The following is a 19,867-nucleotide window of genomic DNA, read 5'->3' as shown; positions in this document are numbered from 1 at the left end:
TTGCGCGCGTCAGTCGTGTAGGTCAACCCACGTCAAGACAAACTGGTGCCACTGAGGTGTAACTGCGAAGCTTCAACTGCGGGAAACCAAGGCGCGGAGGAAGAATGTCAGGTTCTCGGGACGCTCGGCCAAACGGCGCATGAAGTAGCCGTACCACTGGGAGCCGAACGGAACATAGACGCGGATCTGACGGCCCGACTGAGCAAGTCGTTGCTGCTCGGAATCACGGATGCCATAGAGCATCTGGTGTTCCCATTGATCGGTGTCCCGGCCGGCACCGGTGGCCATTGCCTCGGCGGCCGCCACCATCGCGGGATCGTGGCTGGCGACCATCGGATATCCGTCGCCGTCCATCAACACCTGCAGGCAACGTAAATAGGCCGCGTCGACGTCATGCTTGTCTTGGAAGGCGACGGTCGCCGGTTCGGCATATGCCCCCTTGCACAACCGGATCCGCGACCCGGGACCAGAGAATGCATGACAGTCGTCCTGGGTTCGATGCAGATAGGCCTGCAGCACAGTACCGAGATCAGGGAAGTCGGACCGCAACTCGTGGACGATCCGCAAGGTTGAGTCGGTGGTGGTGTGATCTTCGGCGTCGATGGTCACCCACACGCCGGCCCTGGTGGCGGCCGAGGCGATGCGGTGCGCGTTCTCCAGCGCGATCTTCTCACCGTGGCGGGGGAGTGCGCGGCCCAGCGCCGACAACTTCAACGACACCTCCATCGGATGGCCCGACCGCGTGAGGTCAAGTCCCGCAGCCATATCGATCAGTTGTAGATACGCCGCGACGGTCGCTTCGGCCTGGGTTTCGTCGGTGGTGTCCTCGCCGAGGTAGTCGATGGAGACCATCCGGCCGGATGTGAGCAGTGATCGGCAGGCATTTATGACGGTGTTGTGGGTTTCGCCCGGAACGAAGCGCTGCACAACATTTCGTGTCACCGGTAGACGGCCGCCCAGGCGCTTGATTCGATCACTGCGACCGGCGGCGGTGATGATGCCGCGGGTTGCGGCAGCGGTGGTTGGCCTCACGGTTGGTTGCTCGCGTCGTCGCGGTCCGTGTGCCCTGCGGCGTCGACTTCCATATGCGGATAGCCAGAACTTGTCGCCGGGGTGAAGGTCTCCTTGATGGTCCGGGTCGAGGTCCAGCGCATCAGATTCTGTTTGGATCCGGCCTTGTCGTTGGTTCCCGACGCGCGTCCGCCACCGAAGGGCTGTTGTCCGACCACCGCTCCGGTGGGTTTGTCGTTGATGTAGAAGTTGCCTGCGGCGTTACGGAGCCCGGACAACGCGGCACCGACAGCGGCGCGATCATCGGCGATGATCGCACCGGTGAGGGCGTAGCGAGCAGTCGAATCAACCTGCTGCAGAATCGAATCGAAGTTGTCGTCCGGATAGACATGGACCGACAGAATCGGCCCGAAGTACTCCGTGATGAAAGCTTCATCGGTCGGATCGTCACCGAGTAGCACTGTCGGCCGCACGAAGTAGCCCTCGGAGTCGTCGTGGTCGCCGCCGGCCGCGATCGTCAGCGAGGGTACAGATTTGGCCCGCTCGATGGCGGCAGACGATTTGTCGAAGGCGCGCTGGTCGATGACCGCACCGCCGAAGTTGGTCAGGTCTCGCACATCGCCGTAGCTCAGGTTGTTTGCTTCGGCGAGGAAGTCGTCGCCCATGGTGTCCCACACCGAACGGGCGATATATGCCCGCGAGGCCGCCGAACACTTTTGGCCCTGGTATTCGAAGGCGCCCCTGATCAGGGCGGTCCGCAGCACATCGGGATCAGCCGAACCATGCGCCAGTACGAAATCTTTACCGCCGGTCTCTCCGACCAGCCGTGGGTAGCTGCGGTAGCGGTCGATGGTTGCCCCGACCTCACGCCACAGATGCTGAAAGGTGTTCGTCGAACCGGTGAAATGGATTCCGGCCAGGTTCGGATCACGTAGTGCCACATCGCTCACCGCGACACCGTCGCCGGCAACAAGGTTGATGACACCGGGAGGCAGTCCCGCCGCTTCGAGCAATTTCATGGTGAAATACGCCGAATAAGTTTGTGTCGGTGATGGTTTCCAGACCACGGTGTTGCCCATCAACATGGGGGCGGTTGGAAGGTTTGCGGCGATGGCCGTGAAGTTGAACGGTGTGATCGCGTAGACAAAACCTTCGAGCGGGCGGTGATCGAGTCGATTCCACACCCCGGCGCTCGAGACCGGTTGTTCGGCGAGGATCTCACGCGCGAATCCGACGTTGAACCGCCAGAAGTCGACAAGTTCGCAGGGAGCGTCGATCTCGGCCTGCTGCACCGTTTTCGACTGCCCGAGCATGGTGGCTGCGGCGATCTTCTCGCGCCACGGACCGGACATCAGATCCGCCGCCCGCAACAGGATCGCGGCACGGGCATCGAAGTCGGTAGCCGCCCAACCCGGCGCGGCGGCCAGGGCTGCGTCCACCGCCGCGCGGGCGTCGTCGTGGGTGGCGTTGGTGAAGGTGCCGAGAACCTCGTCGTGAGCGTGGGGTTGCACAACCGGGGTCGGCGTTCCGGTGCCGGTGACATGGGCACCGTTGATCACGTGGGGTAGGTCGATCGGGGCATCGGCGGTGAGGCTGCGCAGCTCGGTGACGATGCGTCGGCGTTCCGGAGAGCCCGGGGCATAAGTGTGCACGGGTTCGTTGTGCGCGCGCGGGGGTGTGGTGATGGCATCCATCTCCCCATCACAGCCCCGCGGCGTTGCAGAAACGATAGCCAATTGGTCAAAGCGTCTGCATATGCTTGGTCCAGCTGAACAAAGGGGACTGCAGGTGTCCGAACCTGGTATGTCGGCATCGATCACGCTCGGGCGCCTCCTCCTGGCCTTGGACGGCACGCTGGTGACACTGGTCGAAGCGCCTGACGGCCTGGATCGGTCCGTGTCGTCGATGGCTCTTCTCGACGATGATGATCTGCGCCTGGGCGTGGGGCGCGCGGCCCGCGGCGCCGATCTCGCACTGCTGGTCGGTGTCGGTGCCGATCAGGTGATCGCATGGCTGGCGACACTCGGGACCCGGACCCCCACCGCGATTCTGGTGAAGGCACCGACGACGACGTTGGTGCGCCGGGCGGCAGGCGCAGGCGTTGCGGTGGTGGCCGTCGACCCGCACGCCCGGTGGGAGCGCATCTACAACCTGATCGGGCGCGTGCTGGACCAGGCGCGCGCCGGAACGGCGGAATCGATGGCCAGCGGAACCGCCGGTGATCTGTTCGCGCTGGCGCAGGCCGTCGCGGACCGGACCGGCGGACTCGTGAGCATCGAGGACGCAGACTCGCACGTTCTGGCGTACAGCACCTCCGATGAGCACGCCGACCAATTGCGCCGACTGTCGATTCTCGGCCGCGAAGGTCCGCCGGAGATGCTCGACTGGCTGCGGCAGTGGGGGGTTTTCGGCGCCCTGCGAGCCGGGAAGGAGGTGGTGTCGGTGGCCCGGCGGGACGATCTGGGGCTCCGCCCACGCCTGGCCGTCGGCATCCGTGGACCAAGCGGGACAACGTATCTGGGAACGCTGTGGTTGCAGCAGGCCGACACCGATTTCGCGCCGGACTCCGCGGAGATCATCACCGGTGCGTCCGCGGTTGCCGCCCGCATCATCGCGCAGTCGGCGGCGATGCCATCCGTGCACGGCGAGCAGGTTCAGCGCTTGCTCGGCTTTCGGGGCGAGGGCGTCGACATCGCCTATCTTGCTCAGGCGCTGAACATTCCGTCAGACGGTCCGGTGGTTGTTGTCGGCCTGGCGGCGCGAGAACGTGACGATGACACAGGCGGGGGAGGTGATCCGGGGGAGCAGAACCTGCCGGCGCTCACACTGCACGCCAGTGCTTTTCGGCCTGATTCCGTGACCGCTGCGGTCGGCGGGCGGGTGTACGTGCTGTTCCCGCGGACGAGCTGTGGGCCTGCGACCGTGCGGTGGGCGCGGGCGACCGTCGCTGCGGCCGAACGTAGATTCGGGGTGCGGATCCGGGCCGTGGTCGCCGAAGGCGCCGGTGTGATCGATGCGGCCAGACTGCGGGGCGAGGTCGACCGGGTGATCGATGCTGCGCGCCGCGAGGGCGCGCTCATCGACACCGTGACCACCATCGAGCAGTCACGGACCCCGGTGCTCCTCGGTGAGATCGTCGGATTGTTGGCCGCCAACCCAGAACTGGTGGATCCCCGGGTGGCCGAACTCCGTGACTACGACGCTGCGCACGGGACCGAGTTGATATCGAGCGTGCGGGTCTACCTGGACGCGTTCGGTGATGTCCGGCTGGCGGCGGGCAAGTTGCACATCCATCCGAACACCCTGCGGTACCGGATACGTCGAACCCAGGAATTGACGGGGTTGGACCTGGCCGATCCCGCTTCGCGCCTGGTTGTGGCCCTCGCTCTTCGTATTTGATCGCTGAGCAAAGTCCGAGACCGCATATGACAAGAGCCCCCGAGCTTTCGCTCGAGGGCTCTTGCGGCGTTCGTGAGAGAGGCGGACCGGGGTGGGGTCAGCTCCTCGGGAACTGCTGGGTGTCGTCAGTAGCGGAGACCGTCGCCGGGGTGGGGCGCCGGAACAGCAGGATCACACCTGCGATGAAGAGCAGACCGCCGACGGTACCGAGGATCGCCGGAAGGATCACGCCGCCGAGGCGGAGCTGATCGACATAGCCGGAAGCCTTGTCGGACTGCCGTTCGACGGTGGTGTCTTGCCAAGCCATGGTCGCGGCGAAAGCGTCCATCCGGAAGTCACGGATCGGTTGGGCCAGATCAGGATCTTCCCAGCCCGGGGACTTGAAGTACTGATGCTGCTCTTCCAGACCCTTGAGGATGGTGCCGGTCTGCGGCTCGACCCAGACGTGGCGAGTGGACTTCGCGAAGCGGTCCATCACAACTTTTTCCGTGGCCGGGACGCCTTGGATGCCCCACCAGCTCGCCGGCATCTCCAGCGAGGTGCCGAGTCCGGGCTCCCCGTTGGGGGTCGGAAGTGTCACCTGATCGACCTCGGGCACGTCGCTGACGAAGTGGTACGCGGTGAGGCCGTTGATCTCTTCTTCTTCGACGAACGTGGCGGTGACGTCCTGTCGGGAGTTGGAGTCGTAGTAAATCTGATCGGTCTTCTCGACGTCGAAGCCGAACTTGTACTGGTATCCCTCGCGAGGCGCTTCGACGAAGTTGTCGGCGTCCTCGATGGTCACCTCGCCCTCGGGTGCCTGGATGGTGTGGATGCGGGCGATGTTGCCATTCGGCTTGCTGGTGTCGCGGTCGACGGACACGACGTCGACGTTCGAGGTGAGAACGGCATCTTCACAGGTGCGCTTGGCGTTCGCCGGCTCCGCGGTGGGTTCGTAGGTCTCGTCGCCGTCGCGGATCAGGTCGATCATTACGGTCTGCCCGGACTGCAGTGTTGCCTGATCGGAGTTCGACGGGTTGATGATGATGCTGCGACGCTGCTGGGTCAGATGGGCATCAAAGACCTGTGCCTTCGGTTCGCTGATCGAACAGCGGTTGAAGACGCGTGCCGGGGTGTTGTTGTCATCGGTCAGTCCTGCGGGAACCGACGTCGCCACAGAGGTGATATCGAGGTCCAGAGGAACCACTTTGAGCTTGGGGACCAGCCACAACGGAACTGCGAGTGCAGCGGTCACCATGGCGATCCCGATGAAGATCAACGCCGGTGCCAGAATCTTTTTGATGTCATACCCCTCTCGAACGGCGACAAGCGAGCTCAAGTATTACAGCAGTCGTCCGATCGGTTACGCCTGGTCGACGATTCCGGCATACCTGGCGTGTTGCGGTGAGCGCATTCGGGGCCAACTTCGTGCCCGACCCCGGGTATTGTCATCGCGCAGGTAAAGTCTTCACGCGAAGCGCCTTAGTAGCTCAGGGGATAGAGCAACCCTCTCCTAAAGGGTAGGTCGCAGGTTCGAATCCTGCCTAGGGCACCACGTCCGCTGAATGGGTGGACAACTGCGCACAGCGGCAGCGCACGGTGAGTACCGCTCACTTGTTGGTGGTGACAAGTGAGAGCAATGACCGCAACGACGCCTCGATGCGGGGACCAGCGGGATCGCCGCCCAGATGCTGGTAGGCGACCACACCGACGATGGCATCGATCAAGTGGTCGGCAGGGATCGGGAGATCGACCTGGCCGGCACCGACCCCGCGATCGATCGCGTCCAGGAGACGGTGCCGACGGTGGCTGGTGTGCCGGGCGTGGTTGAGATCCCGGATCTTGGGATCGCTCAGACCCAGCTGAATGCGAACGTGTGCGACCTCCGCCTGTTCCGGAGTCAGCTGGTTGCCGGTTATCCCCATGATCTGCAGGATGTCCGCGACAAAGTCGCCGGTGGGCTCGAACTGTTCTGACGGGCGAACGCTATTGAGTGCGGCGACGATGAGCTCTTCCCTGGTGGACCACCGGCGGTAGATGGTTCCCAGTCCGGCTCCGGCGCGTCGCGCGATCGCGCGAGTGGTGACGTCGCGATGCGAAGGCGATTCACGGAGCAATGCCAGCACTGCGGCGAACACCCGCGATTCGACGTCGACATCGAACGGCCGCCCGGGCCGCGCCGCAGTTGGCACGGCCCCGCCGGCCGGGTTCATGCGTGTGCCGACGTCACACGCCGGTGCAGGGTGTCGATCAACCCGTCGGTGAGTCCGGCCGCGCGCAAGGGGCCGAGCGGGTCTCCGTGACGTTCGCGCAGTACCCGCAGCATCGTGGCCATCGCCTCTTCTGAGAAGTCCTCACCGGTGGCGGCAGCCGAGTATTGGCCCAGATCGATTCCGGTCGCAGCGATCAACTGGCGCATCGACGGGGCAGTTCTGGCCTTGATCGCCTGGACATTTGGTCCGGTGGCGGCATAGTCGGCGATGATCGCCTCGTCACCTGCGCCGAGCGCGAGGAGTATCGCAGCGGCGAGCACCCCTGTGCGGTCTTTGCCTGCCGCGCAGTGAAATGCGATGGTGCCCTGACTGAAGGCGGTCAGCGCCAGCGCGTTCACCAGTGCGCCTGCGGATGACTCGTACAGGTCGGCGTAGCCCTCACCCATCCCGACCGCATCGCTCGGACCCGCCAACGCATGTGTATCCGTTGGGAATTGGGTGAGCAGTGGCAGGTGATGGTAAGCGACACCGTGATCGGCCAGCGGGCCACGGCCGGTGGTCCTGGTTTCCTGTGCGCTCTTGAGATCGATGACCGCACTCAGACCGTCCGCCACCAGCTCTGCGGCGAAATCGATTGTGACCAGCGATAAATCGTCGGCGCGCAGAATTCTTCCGGGACGGACCACACCGGTGGCGGTCGGGATACCGCCGAGGTCTCGTAGATTGACCGGGATGGACAGTGGCAGTGGTGTGGAAGCGAGTTGAACTGTCATGGTCAGGTGAGCTTTCTTCTGATGATCGCGCTGATCCGGTCGATGACCGTGACCAGGACGACGATGCTGATGATGATGGCGCTGAGGTGGCCGTAGTTGTACATGCGCATGGCCGTGGTCAATTCGAGTCCGATGCCGCCGGCACCGACCATGCCGAGGATGGTGGCTCCGCGGACATTGCCTTCGAAGAGCAGCAGGGTGTACGAGACGAGCATGGGCGCGGCCTGCGGCACGATGGCATAGCCGACCACCTGACGACGGCTGGCGCCCACCGACTCGAGCGCTGTGATCGGGCCGGTGTCAACGGCTTCCATCGCTTCAGCGTAAACCTTGCCGATCGTTCCGATGGAGCCGAGTGTCATCGCGAGAATGCCTGCGAAGGGTCCGAGTCCCACTGCCGAGACGAACATCAACGCAAAGACCAACTCGGGTACCGAGCGGATGACGTTCATGATCCAGCGGGTCGGGTAGTAGACCCAGGGTGGACTGATGTTGCGCGCCGCGGCGAAGGCCATCACGAGCGAGCACAGTGCGCCCAGCACGGTCCCGACCACGGCCATCTGTACGGTTTCGATCAGCAATTCGACGATGACGTCGAACTTGTCCCACGTCGGCGGAAACAGGCGGGAAAGGAACTCCCACATGTTGACCGAACCGTCGGCGAGCTTGGTGAAGTTGAACTCGCCGCCGGCAAACGACCAGATCAGAACAATTACGGCAACGGGCAGCGCAGCGATCACCCCACGTCGAGGGAGATGGAACGCACTGGTGAGTCGCTGCCGATCCGCAGAACTCAACTCGGGTTGGAGGTTGCTTCTCTTGGGCAAGGTGTCGGTTGAGGTGACCCGTTCACTCGTCGTCGGCACCGGGGACCTCCTGGTCGTAGAGCGGGGTCAGGTCGTCTGCCGAGAGGTTGATCGTGTGGTCGGTGATCATGGTGTGTCCGTGCTGCAATCCGATGATCCGGTCGCTGTACTGCAGCGCGAGATCGACCACGTGCAGACTGATCAAAACGGGGATGCCTTCGGAGTGCGCGATGTCGCGCAGAAGCGAGAGCACCGAGGCGGCCAGCCGTGGATCGAGTGAGGCCACCGGTTCGTCGGCCAAGATCAGTCGGGGTTGCTGCATCAGTGCACGTGCAATCGCCACCCGCTGTTGTTGGCCGCCGCTGAGTGACCGCGCCGGTGAGGTGGCCTTGTTCTCGATTCCGACCCGGTCGAGCAGTTCCAGAGCCCGCATGCGCTGGACGGACGTGAAGCCACCCATCCAGTTGACCGGACCGGCCCGATGAAGTCCGCCGGTGAGGACATTGGTCATCACCGACAGGCGCGGAATCAGGTTGAACTGCTGGAAGACGTGACCCACTTCCGAACGCAGATGCCGCATGTCGCGTCCGGAGGTCCGCGTGACATCGCGGTCGGCCACCACGAGCGAGCCGCCGGCCAGCGGTGTGAATCCGGTGATGGTCCGCATCAGTGTGGACTTCCCGGAACCCGACGATCCGAGCAGGGCCACCACCTCACCGGGGTGCAGGTCGATGTCGACACCGTCGAGCGCAACGGTGTTCCCGTAGGTGACGCGGATACCGCGCCCGGTCACGATTGCCGGCTCGGGAGACGGGACGGAGTCACCGCGGATGGGCGCGGCGAGCGCTGTTTCTGCCATTTAGCCCAAGTCCTTGAGCTGGACACCGGCGACCGCGGCGATCTCGTTGAGCGGATCGAAGATCGAGGAATCCGGGTTCGGGATCGGCTCACCGGTGGTTCCCTGCGCGAGAACACCGAGTTCATCGGCGTGGTCGGCGAAGACTCCGGGAAGCACTTCGAGGAGCTTGTCGCGGGTTGCCTGATTCATCTCGCTGCGGACCAGGATGACCATCGCCACGGGCATCGACGCACTCTGTCCGACGTTGCGGGTTTCGCCCTCGGTGAAGATGCCGTACTTGACCGCCATCGAGGTGAGTACGTTGGCCGTGCACGCGGCGTCGACGCTGCCCTGTTTCAGTGCGGCCCATCCGGCATCGTGTCCGCCGGCAAAAATGGCTTCGTAATCCTTGCCCTGGGTCAGACCGGCTTGAGCGAGCATGTGAACGGGCATGAAGTACCCGCTACTCGACGCCTGATCGGCGAAGGCGATCTTCTTTCCGCGCAGGTCTTCGGGCGAATTGATGTCGGAGTTCGCCATCACCATGCAGGTGGAGACGGGTTTGCCGTCCGAAGCAAACGCCAACAGCGGGTCGACCTCTCCGGTGTTCACGGCAAGTGCAGACGGGAAGGCACTCATCAGACCGAGGTCGACGTGCTGGCTTCGCAAGGCTTCGACAACGCTGAGGTAGTCGGGCACGTCGGTGACGTCGACGCTCATCCCGGTGGCTTTGCCGACCAGGTCGGTGAACACATCGACGGGGTTCGATGCGGTGACGTCGTCGCCGATGGGTGTCATGGCGACTGTGACGGTGGCCTGCGGTTCAGACGAGGTGTCGTCGGTGGAATCGGAGCTGCAGGCGCTGAGCGCAAGAGCGGCGACCGCAAGGAGTGCGGCGGTCAGGGAGAGACGCTTGTTCACGGGGGACCTTTCGGAAGCGGTGTTACCGAAAGGGAATGAAACCCTGCGCAAAAAGACGGGAATTACGGAAACGGCGACATCGAAATTGCATCCAGATGAACATCTACGGCTGGGGCGTTCGACGTATCGTCATCAGCCATGAGCCGAACGATCTTGCCGAAGGAACCACTCGTCGACGCGATGTCGGCGGCGTGGTCAGCTGTCGAATCCCTGGCGACGTCAGTCACCGATGAGCAATGGCAGAGTCCCTCGATTCTGCCCGGATGGTCGGTGGGTGACGTGGTGGCCCATGTCATGACAACCGAGCGCATGCTGCTCGGTGACGCGTTGCCGGAGGTTGACGCCGACGTGGATGCCTTCGACCACGTCCACAACAGCATCGGCGTGATGAATGAACGCTGGCTCGAGTTCTACCGGGCGCAGGATCGTGCGACCGTACTCGCCGACTACCGGGATGTCATTGCGCGGCGGAAGAATGCGCTGGCGATGATGGGCCAGGCCGACTTCGACGCCGATTCGTTCACTCCGGCAGGCCCGGACACGTATGGCCGGTTCATTCGGGTCCGCGTCTTCGATAGTTGGATGCACGAATTGGACCTCTGCGACTCGCTTGGCCTGCCGTTGCCTGTCGATCGGATCGCCGCCGAGGTGGCGTTGGACGAGATCGCTGCCAGCATGCCGTTTGTTGTCGGGAAGAAGGCAGGCGCCCCGGACGGCAGCCGGATCCGCATCGTCATCGAGGGATCGGTGTCGCGGACGTTGAACATCGCGGTCGACGGCCGGGCGGGAATTGTTGATGAACTCGATCGAATTCCAGATCTGACCTTAGTGATCAATTATGCTGAATTTGCTCGGCTGGTCGGGGGTCGATCGACTGGTGATCTTCGTTCCGCTGTCATCGACGGCGACCGGGTGCTCGGCGAAAGAATATTGGCCAACCTGGCCTATGTGATGTGAGCGGGCAGCGAATCTTGGGTAGGGAAGATGCGACGACTGTTGGCGGTGATCCTCCCGCTGATATGTGTGATCGCGATTCCGGCCGCACCCTCCGCCGCCCAGGACGCCGGACTCGGGTCCGAGTTTCTCTGGGGTGTCGGGTCAGCCGGATTTCAGGCCGAGGGCTCCTCTCCTGACAGCAACTGGCTGCGCTACTCCAACAGCGATCGCGTCGACGAGCCGGTGGGCACGTCGGTCGACTTCCGGAATCGCTTTGAAGAGGACATCAACAACGCCAAGGCCATGGGCGTGGGCGTGTATCGATTCAGCGTGGAGTGGGCCAGAATCCAGCCGCAGCCGGGCATGTGGGATCAGCGCGAGCTCGAATACTACGACCGCGTGATGCACTACATCCTGCTGGCCGGGATGCGTCCGATGATCACGCTGGATCATTGGGTGTACCCGGGGTGGGTGGCCGACCGCGGTGGTTGGAACAACCCGACCATGGCGCAGAGTTGGCTTGCCAACGCGCGCAAGGTGGTTGACCGGTATGCCCAGTTCAACCCCATCTGGGTCACCATCAACGAGCCCATCGTCTATACGTACCTCAAGGAATTATCTTTCGGCGGTGTCGAAGCGCAGAACGTCCCGTTGATGCTCGATCAACTGGTGCGGGTCCATCGCAGCATCTATGACCACATCCACTCGATTCAGCCCGGAGCCTGGGTGACGTCCAACTCTGCGTATCTGCCGACCGTCCAACCGGCACTGGATGCGATGTTTCTCGATCGGATCGCAGACAAACAGGACTTTGTCGGTATCGATTACTACTACTCGGTGGCGACGACAGATCTGAATACGTACAACGCCGCGACCGACCAGTTCTGGAAGGCGTCATCGTCGGCCGATGGCCTCTACTACGCGTTGCGCTACTACGCGCGGAAGTTCCCCGGCATGCCCCTGTACATCGTCGAGAACGGAATCCCCACCGAGAATGGGAAGGCGCGACCCGACCGGTATCAGCGGGAAGATCAGTTGCGCGATGCGGCGTACTGGATCGCCAGGGCCCGCGCCGACGGGATGAACGTGGCCGGCTACAACTACTGGTCGATCACCGACAACTACGAGTGGGGCAGCTACACACCACGTTTCGGCCTCTACCAGGTGGACGTGATCTCGGACCCGACGCTGACCCGCAAGCCGACCCCGGCCGTCGCGGCCTACGCCGAGATCATCGCCAACGGAGGCGTTCCGGCCAACTATCGGCCCACCCGCCCGCCTGATTTCTGTTCTCTTGTGGATGCTCCAACGAGCTGCAGTCAGCCGGTACGGTGAACGACGACCGATCAAAGCCGTCATCGAATTCTGATCTGGCCGCTTGTCCCTCCCCGGTCAAATTCTCCTGTGCCGAGCGTTCGGCTTCGGCAGATCCGAACATCGCAACCGCAACCGCGCCGAGGACGGCGAATGTGAATCCGGCGAGCGCCAGCCACTGCATCCCGGGCACCGTCGAGTCGCCGAGCCAGAGCACCCCGACGATCCCGGGCGCCGCGGTCTCCCCGACAACCAGTGCCGCCGTCGACCCGTTCACCTCGCCCAGTTGCAGCGCCACGGTGTGCAGATAGAACCCCGCCGCACCCGCGATGGCGATCACCCACGCGGCCGGATCGGCCAGGATGGTCGGCAATGAGAGCGGATCGATGCCGTCGAGAATGCGGACGCCGATCACGACAGCGCCGAATAACAGACCCGCTGCGGCGCCGGCGGCCACCGACCCGGCACGTCCCATCCGGCGAACCGTGAACAGCGACAAAACCACCAACACGACGGTCACGGCCAACAGCGCCCAGTGCAGCGACGGCGGCGTCGGGTAGTCGCTGTGCGGCTGCGACGCCGAACCCAAGAGCAGCAGTGCCACCAGCACCGTGCCCATCGCGATGTAGTCGCGCGGGTGCAGTTTGATCCCGAGTATCCGCATCCCGAGAAGTGCCGTGACGATGAGGTTGCCGGCGACAATGGTCTGCGACAGGAACAGTGGCAGCATCCGAGCCGCGCCTGCACCGGCAACGAATCCGAGTACGTCGAAGATCGCCCCCGCGACAAAGGCCCCGGTCATCGCGGTGGCAACAGTTGATCGCCACGATGGCGACCCGGCTGCGGTGGACATCCGGTCATCGTCGACGTGTGCGCGGGCCGCCTGCCGTGCTCCGAGGGCCTGCATCACCGACGATAGGCCGTAGCCCACCGCCGCGATGATTGCCAAGCTCACTCCGAGCAGCATGTCGATTTCCCTTTCGCGTGTACTTCTTGGTTGCAACACCTCCAGGATGCTCAGGTATTTCCCAGATTCGCCATTGATTTTTCACAGTCGACGACGTCGAGGGTGTGCTGGTGCCCTCCGAGAGGGTCGGGACCTAGGGTTGGACGATGAGCCAAACCGTCTTGATCACCGGTGCATCGAGTGGGATCGGCGCCGAAGTCGCCCGCCAATTGGTCGCGCGCGGACTCACTGTCCTCGGTACCAGTCGCAGGCCCGGCGCCATCGAGAATCCGATCCCCGGTGTCACCTACCTCGAACTGGACCAGAATGACCCGGCCAGTATCGCCCGCTGCGCGGAGCAGGCCGGAGCGGTCGACATCCTGATCAACAACGCAGGCGAATCGCAGATGGGCCCACTCGAGGACACCCCGATGGAGGCCATCGAAAAGCTGTTCGCCACCAATGTCTTCGGACCGATCGCACTGACGAAGGCCGTTCTTCCCGGAATGCGGGAACGCGGGCGCGGCACCATCGTGATGGTCGGTTCGATGCTTTCGAGTTTCCCGCTCGCCTTCCGATCGTCGTACGGCGCCACCAAGTCCGCGCTCAAAGCCTTTGCCGACGGCAGCCGCCGCGAGCTCGCGCCGTTCGGGGTCGCGATCTGCACCGTGGAGCCGGGCACCATCGCCACCGGTATCGGCGACCGGCGTGGGTATTTCATCGCCGACAACTCGTCCTATCGCGGTGACTACGACACGGTCGCCGCTGCCACCCGCCGCAACGAGGATGCCGGTCTGGCCGTCGGGCCGATGGCCGAAGTGATCGTCGAGGCGGCGCTGTCGAAAGACCCGAAGCCGTTGTACGCCAAGGGGAACCGCGCGCCGATCGTATTCGCGCTACGCCGGATTCTGCCGCGCCGGACGATCGGTGACATCACCGGCAGATTCCACGGACTTTCGAAGGCAAGGCCCTGAGGACATGCGAAAGCTACTTGTCATCGGCATCGGGCCGGGCGATCCACGCCAGATCACCATTGAGGCCATCGATGCGATGAAATCCGTCGACGCATTTTTCGTCCTCGACAAAGCTCCCGAGCGTGGTGTTGCGGTCAAACAATCCCTGGTGGGCCTGCGTAAGGAGATCTGCGACCGCTACCTCGACGGGGATTACCGGTTTGTCGAAGTACCCGATCCGCCGCGTGACCGGAATCCGGACGATTATGCCGCCGAGGTCCGTCGCTGGCACGATGCCCGCGCCGACCTGATCGAGCAGGCTCTGGCCGACGAACTTGGCGAGGATGGTGTCGGGGGGATTCTGGTCTGGGGTGATCCGGCGCTCTACGACAGCACGTTGCGCATTGTCGACACCATCGTTGCGCGCGGGCGCCTGGACCTTGACCACAGCGTGATCCCGGGTATCACGAGTTTTGCGTCGTTGACCGCGGCTCACAAGATCCTGCTCAACCGCATCGGTGAGCCCATCCACATCACCACCGGACGCCGCCTGGCCGAAACCCCGGCCGGGGCGGCGGCCAATCAGGTGGTGATGCTCGACGCCGATTGCACATTCCTGCAGACGGCCTCGCCCGACGATCACATCTGGTGGGGTGCCTACCTCGGCACGCCAGATCAGCTCCTGATCTCCGGCACCGTCGGTGAGGTCGGTGAGCAGATCCGCGACACCCGGACCGCAGCGAGGGCACGCCACGGCTGGATCATGGACATCTACCTGCTCCGCGCACCCCGATGATGTGGCCTTTTGGCGAACAAAAGCCCAGGTGGGCACCGCCAAAAGGGCACATTATCGGGTGGGGCTAGGCGATCTCGGCGAGCGCAGACAGGATCGGGTCGCGGAGTTCGGAGCGGCAGATGACAAAGTCGGGCATGAACGGGCTGCGACGGTTGTATTCGAGTTCGGTTCCGTCGATACGGCTGCAATGCAGCCCGGCGGCCTTGGCGACCCCGACGGGCGCGCAGTTGTCCCATTCGTACTGCCCACCGGCATGGACGTAGGCGTCGGCATCACCGCGGACGACGGCCATGGCCTTGGCACCTGCCGAACCGATCGGGATCATGTCGAGCCCGAGCCGCTGTGAGACGTGGCCGGACTCGTAGGAGGCCCAACCCCGCGAGGCGACCATCCGGCCGGTCAGTTCGCCGTCGACGGTCGGCACGGTGTCGGTGGTGTACACCTCGCCGATTGCCGGCAGCGAGACCGCGCAGTCGGCCGGTTGACCATCGATTGTCAGGGCGATGTGGACCGCCCAGTCGTCGCGGCCGGAGGCGAACTCGCGGGTGCCGTCCAGCGGGTCGATGATCCAGACCCGGTCGGCGGTGAGCCGCCTGCCGTTGTCGGTGGCCTCTTCGGAGAGCACCGCATCGGCCGGGCGGTGCTGTGAAAGAACCGCACCGATCCAGGCCTGTGCCATCGCATCACCGACATCACCGAGCAGATATCCGCCCAGCAAATGCTGATACCGGATGTCCACCAGGATCTTCCCGGCGCCTTCGGCCAACATTCTGGCCAACTCGGCATCGGTCACCGAACCACTGGAGCGCATCTGGTTACTAGAACATACTGTCCTCATGCCGGAGTTACCTGAGGTGCAGGCCATCGCCGACTATGTCGACGGCCGGGCTGCCGGATTTCCGATTCGTCGTGTCGACGTGGCATCGCTGGCGGTGCTCAAAACCGCCGACCCGCCGTACACGGTGCTGGCGGGGAGAACCATCGAATCGGTGACCAGGATCGGAAAGTACCTGGTCATCACCACAGCTGGACCGAATGACAGCGCTGATGACGGCCCGATCCATCTGATCATCCATCTGTCGCGGGCCGGATGGCTGCGGTGGTCGGACAATCTGTCACCGGCTCCGCCGCGTCCTGGCGGCAAGGGGCCCATCGCGCTGCGCGTGCACTGTGGGCTGCCCGGTGAAGGGTTCGACGTCACCGAGGCAGGTACCCAGAAACGCCTGGCGGTCTGGATCGTCCGCGATCCCGCCGAGGTGGAACGGATCAGGACACTCGGTCCTGATGTGTTGTCGCTGAGCCGAGACGAACTGGCAGCGTTGCTGAAAACGTCGGGGGCGCGGATCAAGACGTTATTGACCGACCAGCGGATCCTCTCGGGGGTGGGCAACGCCTACAGCGACGAGATCCTGCACACCGCCAAGTTGTCGCCCTTTGCGACGTCGAAAACGCTGACGCCCGAACAGGTCGATTCGCTGTACTCGGCCATCGGTGAGGTCCTGCGAGGCGCGATCGGTCGGCTCGAAGGCCAGGAGGTGGCGAAGCTGAAGGGGGAGAAGCGGTCTGGTTTGCGTGTCCATGCGCGCACCGGTCTGCCCTGTCCGACCTGCGGTGACACCGTGCGCGAGGTGTCGTTCACCGACAGGTCTTTCCAGTACTGTCCGACCTGCCAGACCGGCGGCAAGGTCCTGGCCGATCGCCGGATGTCGAGATTGCTCAAGTGAGCACGGATCCGCTTCCGGCGGGTTTGCGGCTCAACCAGATCCAGTTCATGGCCACCCACAACTCGTCGCACCAGTTGATGGCGCCCGACGAGCGATTCGGATGGCTGATGGGGTCGAACCTGGATTCATACCGCTACGAACATCTTCCGCTCGATCAGCAACTCGGCGTTCAGCACGTGCGGGGGATCGAACTGGACCTCTATCCCGACCCCGACGGCGGGCGATATGTGCGTCCGTTGGCACGCAGGTGGCGCGGCCGGGGATGCCCGAATCTGGTCGAGCTCCGCTCCGCTCCGTCTCCACGCCCCGAATCGCTCTGGGACGAACCGGGTTTCAAGGTGATGCACGCCCCGGACGGTGACTACCGGACCAGTTGCCCAACGATGATCGGTGCGTTGCAGACCGTGAAGCGCTGGTCGGACACACATCCCGACCATGTGCCCCTGGTGATTCAACTCGAACTGAAGACGACCTGGCCCTGGGCTCGGGTACTGCGCGGTGCCCGGGTGCCGCGGTGGTCGACGGCGATACTCGAGCTGCTCGACGCCGAGATCCGCTCGGTGTTCGACGAGCGGTCGCTGCTGACCCCGGACCGGATCCGCGGCGCCGCACCGACGTTGGAGCGGGCGGTCCTGGAGCGGGGCTGGCCGCGCGTCGACGACGTTCGCGGCAGCGTCCTGTTCTTCCTCGACTACGGCGACCACGACGACATCCGCGACAACTACCGGATCGGCAGGCCGAGCCTGCAAGGCCGGGTGGCATTCACGACTCCACCTCCCGGACAACCCGATTCGGCGTTCATGATGCACAACGATCCTCGCGGACAGGGATTCCTGCGGATTCGTGAACTGGTGAACCGGGGATATCTGGTCCGGACCCGATCCGATGATCCGGTGTCGACCGCCAAGGCCGATGAGCACCGTCGGCCGGTGCTGGCGCTCGCCTCGGGTGCGCACATGATCAGCACCGACTTCCCGGTGCCGGGCCTGGCGTTTCGATGGGGCGACGGCACATTTGTGTCCCGGTTGCCGGACGGGTCGGCGGTGCGGCCGAATCCGGTGACGGCGCCCGTCGGTGGCAGAAGGTAGGTTGCCTGCCATGAGCCGCAACAAGATCTTGATCACCGGTGCCAGCTCGGGGCTGGGCGAGGGTATGGCCAAAACTTATGCGGCACAGGGCCGTGCGCTGGCGCTGTGCGCGCGACGGGTCGATCGTCTCGACAAGTTGAAGTCCGAGCTCGGCGGGCAGGCCTCACAGATCGCGGTGGCCGGGCTCGATGTGACCGATGTCGATACCGTTCCGGTCGTCTTCGGTCGGCTGCGCGACGAACTGGGCGGCCTCGACCGGGTGATCGTCAACGCCGGCCTGGGTAAGGGCGCACCGATCGGGACGGGCAAGGCTCACGCCAACCTCGAAACGGTACGGACCAATCTGATCGGCGCCCTGGCACAGATCGAGGCCGCGATGGAGATCTTCCGGGCGCAGAACTCCGGACATCTGGTGCTGATCAGTTCGATGAGTGCGGTGCACGGGCTCCCGAAGGCCCAGGCCGCCTATTCGGCGTCCAAGGCCGGACTGTCGGCGCTGGGAGAAGGCCTGCAGGCGGAGCTGGCCGGTTCGCCCATCAAGGTCAGCGTGATCCTGCCCGGCTACATCGCCACCGACATCAACGATGGTGTGAAATCGAAGATGATGACCGATCGTGAGGCCGGGGTGGCTGCGCTGGTTTCGGCCATCGAGTCCGAACGTGGTCGGGCCGTGGTGCCGCGCTGGCCGTGGACCGCAATCGACCTGGCCCTACGCCATCTGCCGGCTGCCATCACTCGTCGAATGGTCTGACCGGCGCCTGCGCACCGTCGCCGGGAAGCCGGTGTTCACGGTCAATGAGCGGTCTGCGGCGGGCATCGAAAAGTCTTCTGGCACAGACCACTCGAAGTCGCGAAGCATGCGGTGCAGGACCGTGAGTACTTCCATCCGGGCAAAGTTCATACCGAGGCACTTGTGTACACCGCCGCCGAACGGCATCCACGCCATCCGATGTCTGCCTGCATCACGTTCGGACACGCTGAATCGGTCGGGGTCGAAGTGCGTGGGGTCGGGCCACACGTCGTCGATACGATGGTTTGCCGCCACGAGGACCACCACAAATGTGCCCTTCGGGATGTGGTGACCGCACAGTTCGGTGTCCTTCACCGCTGCGCGCGGCAGTACCGGGACCGGTGGTCGAAGCCGAATGGCCTCCTTCATGGCGCGTTCTGCCAGTGGCATCGATGCCAGGTCGTCGTAGGTGATCATCTCCGGCAATGCCTCGACCTCGGTCCGTACCCGAGCGCGCCACTCGGGGCTTTTGGCCAGCTCGAATGCGGTGGCGGTGAGCGCGATGGTTGCCGTGTCGTGAGCTGCGAAGATCATGAAGATCATGTGGTCGATCACCGCGGCGTCACTGAGTCGATGACCGTCCACCTCGGCGCGGCACAGTTCGGACATCAGGTCGTCCCCATCTGCTGACCGCTTCATGGAGACGAGATCGCCGAAGAACGTCTCCAGCCGGCGGCGGGCCCTCAGGCCACGACTGAACCGGAGCCCCGGTATCGGGAAGCGGACCAGCGCTCCGCCCGCCTCGATCAAATCGACACAGGCGCGGTTGAGTACGGTCGCCTCTTTGCGGTCGAGTTCAATCCCCGCGAACACTTCGAGGGCGATGTCCAACGTGAGATTCTTGAACTCCGTCCGAAGGTCGACGGCCGGACCGACCGGAAGTGCCTGGATCGACTGACGCACCTTCGCCTCCACCTGCCGCTGGTAGACGGCGAGTCGGTCCGCGGTGAACGCCTGCTGCATGATCCGACGATCTCGGTGATGCTCCTCGAAGTCCATCAAGAGGACTCCTCGCTGGAAAAATCTACCCAACGCGAACTCATAGACGGGTTCGTTCGAGAACGCCTTGTCGCGATTGAGTGTCAGTTCTTCTGCTGCGGCCGGACCCTGTGCCACCACGACCTTGCGACGCAGTGCGCTGGTCAGCGCGATGTCGCCGTAGTCACGACGCAACGAAACGGCAAGATCTGCCGGTCGGCGGACCAGTTTGACCGTTGAGATCAGCGGCAGGTTTCGCGGACCACGGACTGCGCGCAATCCGGTGTCGGGAGGCGGCGTGGACAAGACTCTGCTCATGATCGTTCCTTCGATGTGGTCGGGTTCCCGTATCGACCGATATCAATCGGTAGGGGGTTCGATGTGATCCGGTCGCCAGGGCCC

At 64.0% G+C, this 19,867-nt stretch carries 19 protein-coding genes and 1 tRNA gene; 9 read left to right on the top strand and 11 right to left on the bottom strand.

From position 1 onward, the window contains the following. Window positions 1-72 precede the first annotated feature (72 nt). The gene (locus AC1TPF_RS15415; protein ID WP_482137549.1) at window positions 73-1,032 is read right to left on the bottom strand and encodes a proline dehydrogenase family protein; all 960 of its coding nucleotides are present in this window, start codon (window positions 1,030-1,032) and stop codon (window positions 73-75) included. Beyond that, on the bottom strand, window positions 1,029-2,705 hold the full coding sequence (gene pruA, locus AC1TPF_RS15410; protein ID WP_482137551.1) for an L-glutamate gamma-semialdehyde dehydrogenase: 1,677 nt from the start codon (window positions 2,703-2,705) through the stop codon (window positions 1,029-1,031). The genes AC1TPF_RS15415 and pruA overlap by 4 nt, the downstream gene beginning before the upstream one ends. 109 nt (window positions 2,706-2,814) lie before the next feature. Between pruA and AC1TPF_RS15405 the strand changes: the two genes are divergently transcribed. Continuing rightward, window positions 2,815-4,410, top strand: a complete 1,596-nt coding sequence (locus AC1TPF_RS15405) for a PucR family transcriptional regulator (protein ID WP_482144723.1) — start codon at window positions 2,815-2,817, stop codon at window positions 4,408-4,410. Window positions 4,411-4,507: 97 nt separating this feature from the next. Here AC1TPF_RS15405 and pgfA read toward each other — a convergent pair whose 3' ends face one another. Further along, window positions 4,508-5,728 (bottom strand): cell envelope lipid trafficking protein PgfA, encoded by a 1,221-nt coding sequence (gene pgfA / locus AC1TPF_RS15400; protein WP_482137555.1) that lies wholly within the window; start codon window positions 5,726-5,728, stop codon window positions 4,508-4,510. Between the two features lie 140 nt (window positions 5,729-5,868). Between pgfA and AC1TPF_RS15395 the strand changes: the two genes are divergently transcribed. Beyond that, window positions 5,869-5,944, top strand: a tRNA-Arg gene (locus AC1TPF_RS15395). Window positions 5,945-5,999: 55 nt separating this feature from the next. On the opposite strand, the gene AC1TPF_RS15390 is transcribed toward AC1TPF_RS15395, so the two are convergent. The 5 genes from AC1TPF_RS15390 to phnD are packed head-to-tail and all read right to left on the bottom strand — an operon-like array spanning window position 6,000 to window position 9,940. Next, entirely contained in the window at window positions 6,000-6,581 is a 582-nt protein-coding gene (locus tag AC1TPF_RS15390; RefSeq protein ID WP_482144594.1) for a TetR/AcrR family transcriptional regulator, read from the bottom strand. A 17-nt stretch (window positions 6,582-6,598) separates the two neighbouring features. Beyond that, on the bottom strand, window positions 6,599-7,375 hold the full coding sequence (locus AC1TPF_RS15385) for a tyrosine-protein phosphatase (RefSeq protein WP_482144593.1): 777 nt from the start codon (window positions 7,373-7,375) through the stop codon (window positions 6,599-6,601). Between the two features lie 2 nt (window positions 7,376-7,377). Beyond that, window positions 7,378-8,241 carry a phosphonate ABC transporter, permease protein PhnE gene (gene phnE, locus AC1TPF_RS15380; protein ID WP_482144592.1) on the bottom strand — a complete coding sequence of 288 codons (864 nt, stop codon included), beginning with the start codon at window positions 8,239-8,241 and terminating at the stop codon, window positions 7,378-7,380. Next, entirely contained in the window at window positions 8,225-9,040 is an 816-nt protein-coding gene (locus AC1TPF_RS15375) for a phosphonate ABC transporter ATP-binding protein (protein ID WP_482144591.1), read from the bottom strand. Before AC1TPF_RS15375 ends, phnE begins: the two co-directional genes overlap by 17 nt. Continuing rightward, entirely contained in the window at window positions 9,041-9,940 is a 900-nt protein-coding gene (phnD, locus tag AC1TPF_RS15370) for a phosphate/phosphite/phosphonate ABC transporter substrate-binding protein (RefSeq protein WP_482144590.1), read from the bottom strand. A gap of 138 nt (window positions 9,941-10,078) precedes the next feature. Between phnD and AC1TPF_RS15365 the strand changes: the two genes are divergently transcribed. Further along, window positions 10,079-10,897: a maleylpyruvate isomerase family mycothiol-dependent enzyme gene (locus tag AC1TPF_RS15365; RefSeq protein ID WP_482144589.1), complete on the top strand. Its 819-nt coding sequence runs from the start codon at window positions 10,079-10,081 to the stop codon at window positions 10,895-10,897. Window positions 10,898-10,924: 27 nt separating this feature from the next. Further along, window positions 10,925-12,211, top strand: coding sequence for a family 1 glycosylhydrolase (locus AC1TPF_RS15360; RefSeq protein WP_482144588.1), 1,287 nt, complete (start codon window positions 10,925-10,927; stop codon window positions 12,209-12,211). On the opposite strand, the gene AC1TPF_RS15355 is transcribed toward AC1TPF_RS15360, so the two are convergent. Continuing rightward, complete coding sequence (locus tag AC1TPF_RS15355) at window positions 12,108-13,145, bottom strand: hypothetical protein (RefSeq protein ID WP_482137571.1); 1,038 nt, start codon at window positions 13,143-13,145, stop codon at window positions 12,108-12,110. The two genes, AC1TPF_RS15360 and AC1TPF_RS15355, sit on opposite strands and share 104 nt — an antisense overlap. Before the next feature lie 158 nt (window positions 13,146-13,303). On the opposite strand from AC1TPF_RS15355, the gene AC1TPF_RS15350 reads away from it, so the two are divergent. Both AC1TPF_RS15350 and cobF read left to right on the top strand, forming a co-directional pair. Next, window positions 13,304-14,110, top strand: coding sequence for an SDR family oxidoreductase (locus tag AC1TPF_RS15350; RefSeq protein ID WP_482137573.1), 807 nt, complete (start codon window positions 13,304-13,306; stop codon window positions 14,108-14,110). A 4-nt stretch (window positions 14,111-14,114) separates the two neighbouring features. Beyond that, a complete protein-coding gene (cobF, locus tag AC1TPF_RS15345; protein ID WP_482144587.1) occupies window positions 14,115-14,885 on the top strand; it encodes a precorrin-6A synthase (deacetylating) in 771 nt (256 codons plus the stop codon). Window positions 14,886-14,949: 64 nt separating this feature from the next. Here the strand turns inward: cobF and AC1TPF_RS15340 are convergent, their stop codons facing one another. Beyond that, complete coding sequence (locus AC1TPF_RS15340) at window positions 14,950-15,696, bottom strand: 3'(2'),5'-bisphosphate nucleotidase CysQ (RefSeq protein WP_482137577.1); 747 nt, start codon at window positions 15,694-15,696, stop codon at window positions 14,950-14,952. 25 nt (window positions 15,697-15,721) lie between these two features. Between AC1TPF_RS15340 and AC1TPF_RS15335 the strand changes: the two genes are divergently transcribed. Genes AC1TPF_RS15335 through AC1TPF_RS15325 form a run of 3 tightly spaced genes read left to right on the top strand, consistent with a single transcriptional unit; the run spans window position 15,722 to window position 18,448 of the window. Further along, on the top strand, window positions 15,722-16,609 hold the full coding sequence (locus AC1TPF_RS15335) for an Fpg/Nei family DNA glycosylase (RefSeq protein WP_482144586.1): 888 nt from the start codon (window positions 15,722-15,724) through the stop codon (window positions 16,607-16,609). After that, window positions 16,606-17,697, top strand: a complete 1,092-nt coding sequence (locus AC1TPF_RS15330; protein WP_482144585.1) for a Ca2+-dependent phosphoinositide-specific phospholipase C — start codon at window positions 16,606-16,608, stop codon at window positions 17,695-17,697. The genes AC1TPF_RS15335 and AC1TPF_RS15330 overlap by 4 nt, the downstream gene beginning before the upstream one ends. A gap of 10 nt (window positions 17,698-17,707) precedes the next feature. Then, complete coding sequence (locus tag AC1TPF_RS15325) at window positions 17,708-18,448, top strand: SDR family oxidoreductase (RefSeq protein WP_482144584.1); 741 nt, start codon at window positions 17,708-17,710, stop codon at window positions 18,446-18,448. Here the strand turns inward: AC1TPF_RS15325 and AC1TPF_RS15320 are convergent. Then, window positions 18,407-19,783 (bottom strand): cytochrome P450, encoded by a 1,377-nt coding sequence (locus tag AC1TPF_RS15320; protein WP_482144583.1) that lies wholly within the window; start codon window positions 19,781-19,783, stop codon window positions 18,407-18,409. The two genes, AC1TPF_RS15325 and AC1TPF_RS15320, sit on opposite strands and share 42 nt — an antisense overlap. Window positions 19,784-19,867 lie beyond the last annotated feature (84 nt).

Source organism: Williamsia sp. Y853, assembly GCF_056786495.1.
Note: the sequence above shows the minus strand (reverse complement) of the source record. Positions and strands in the feature narration are given on the sequence as shown.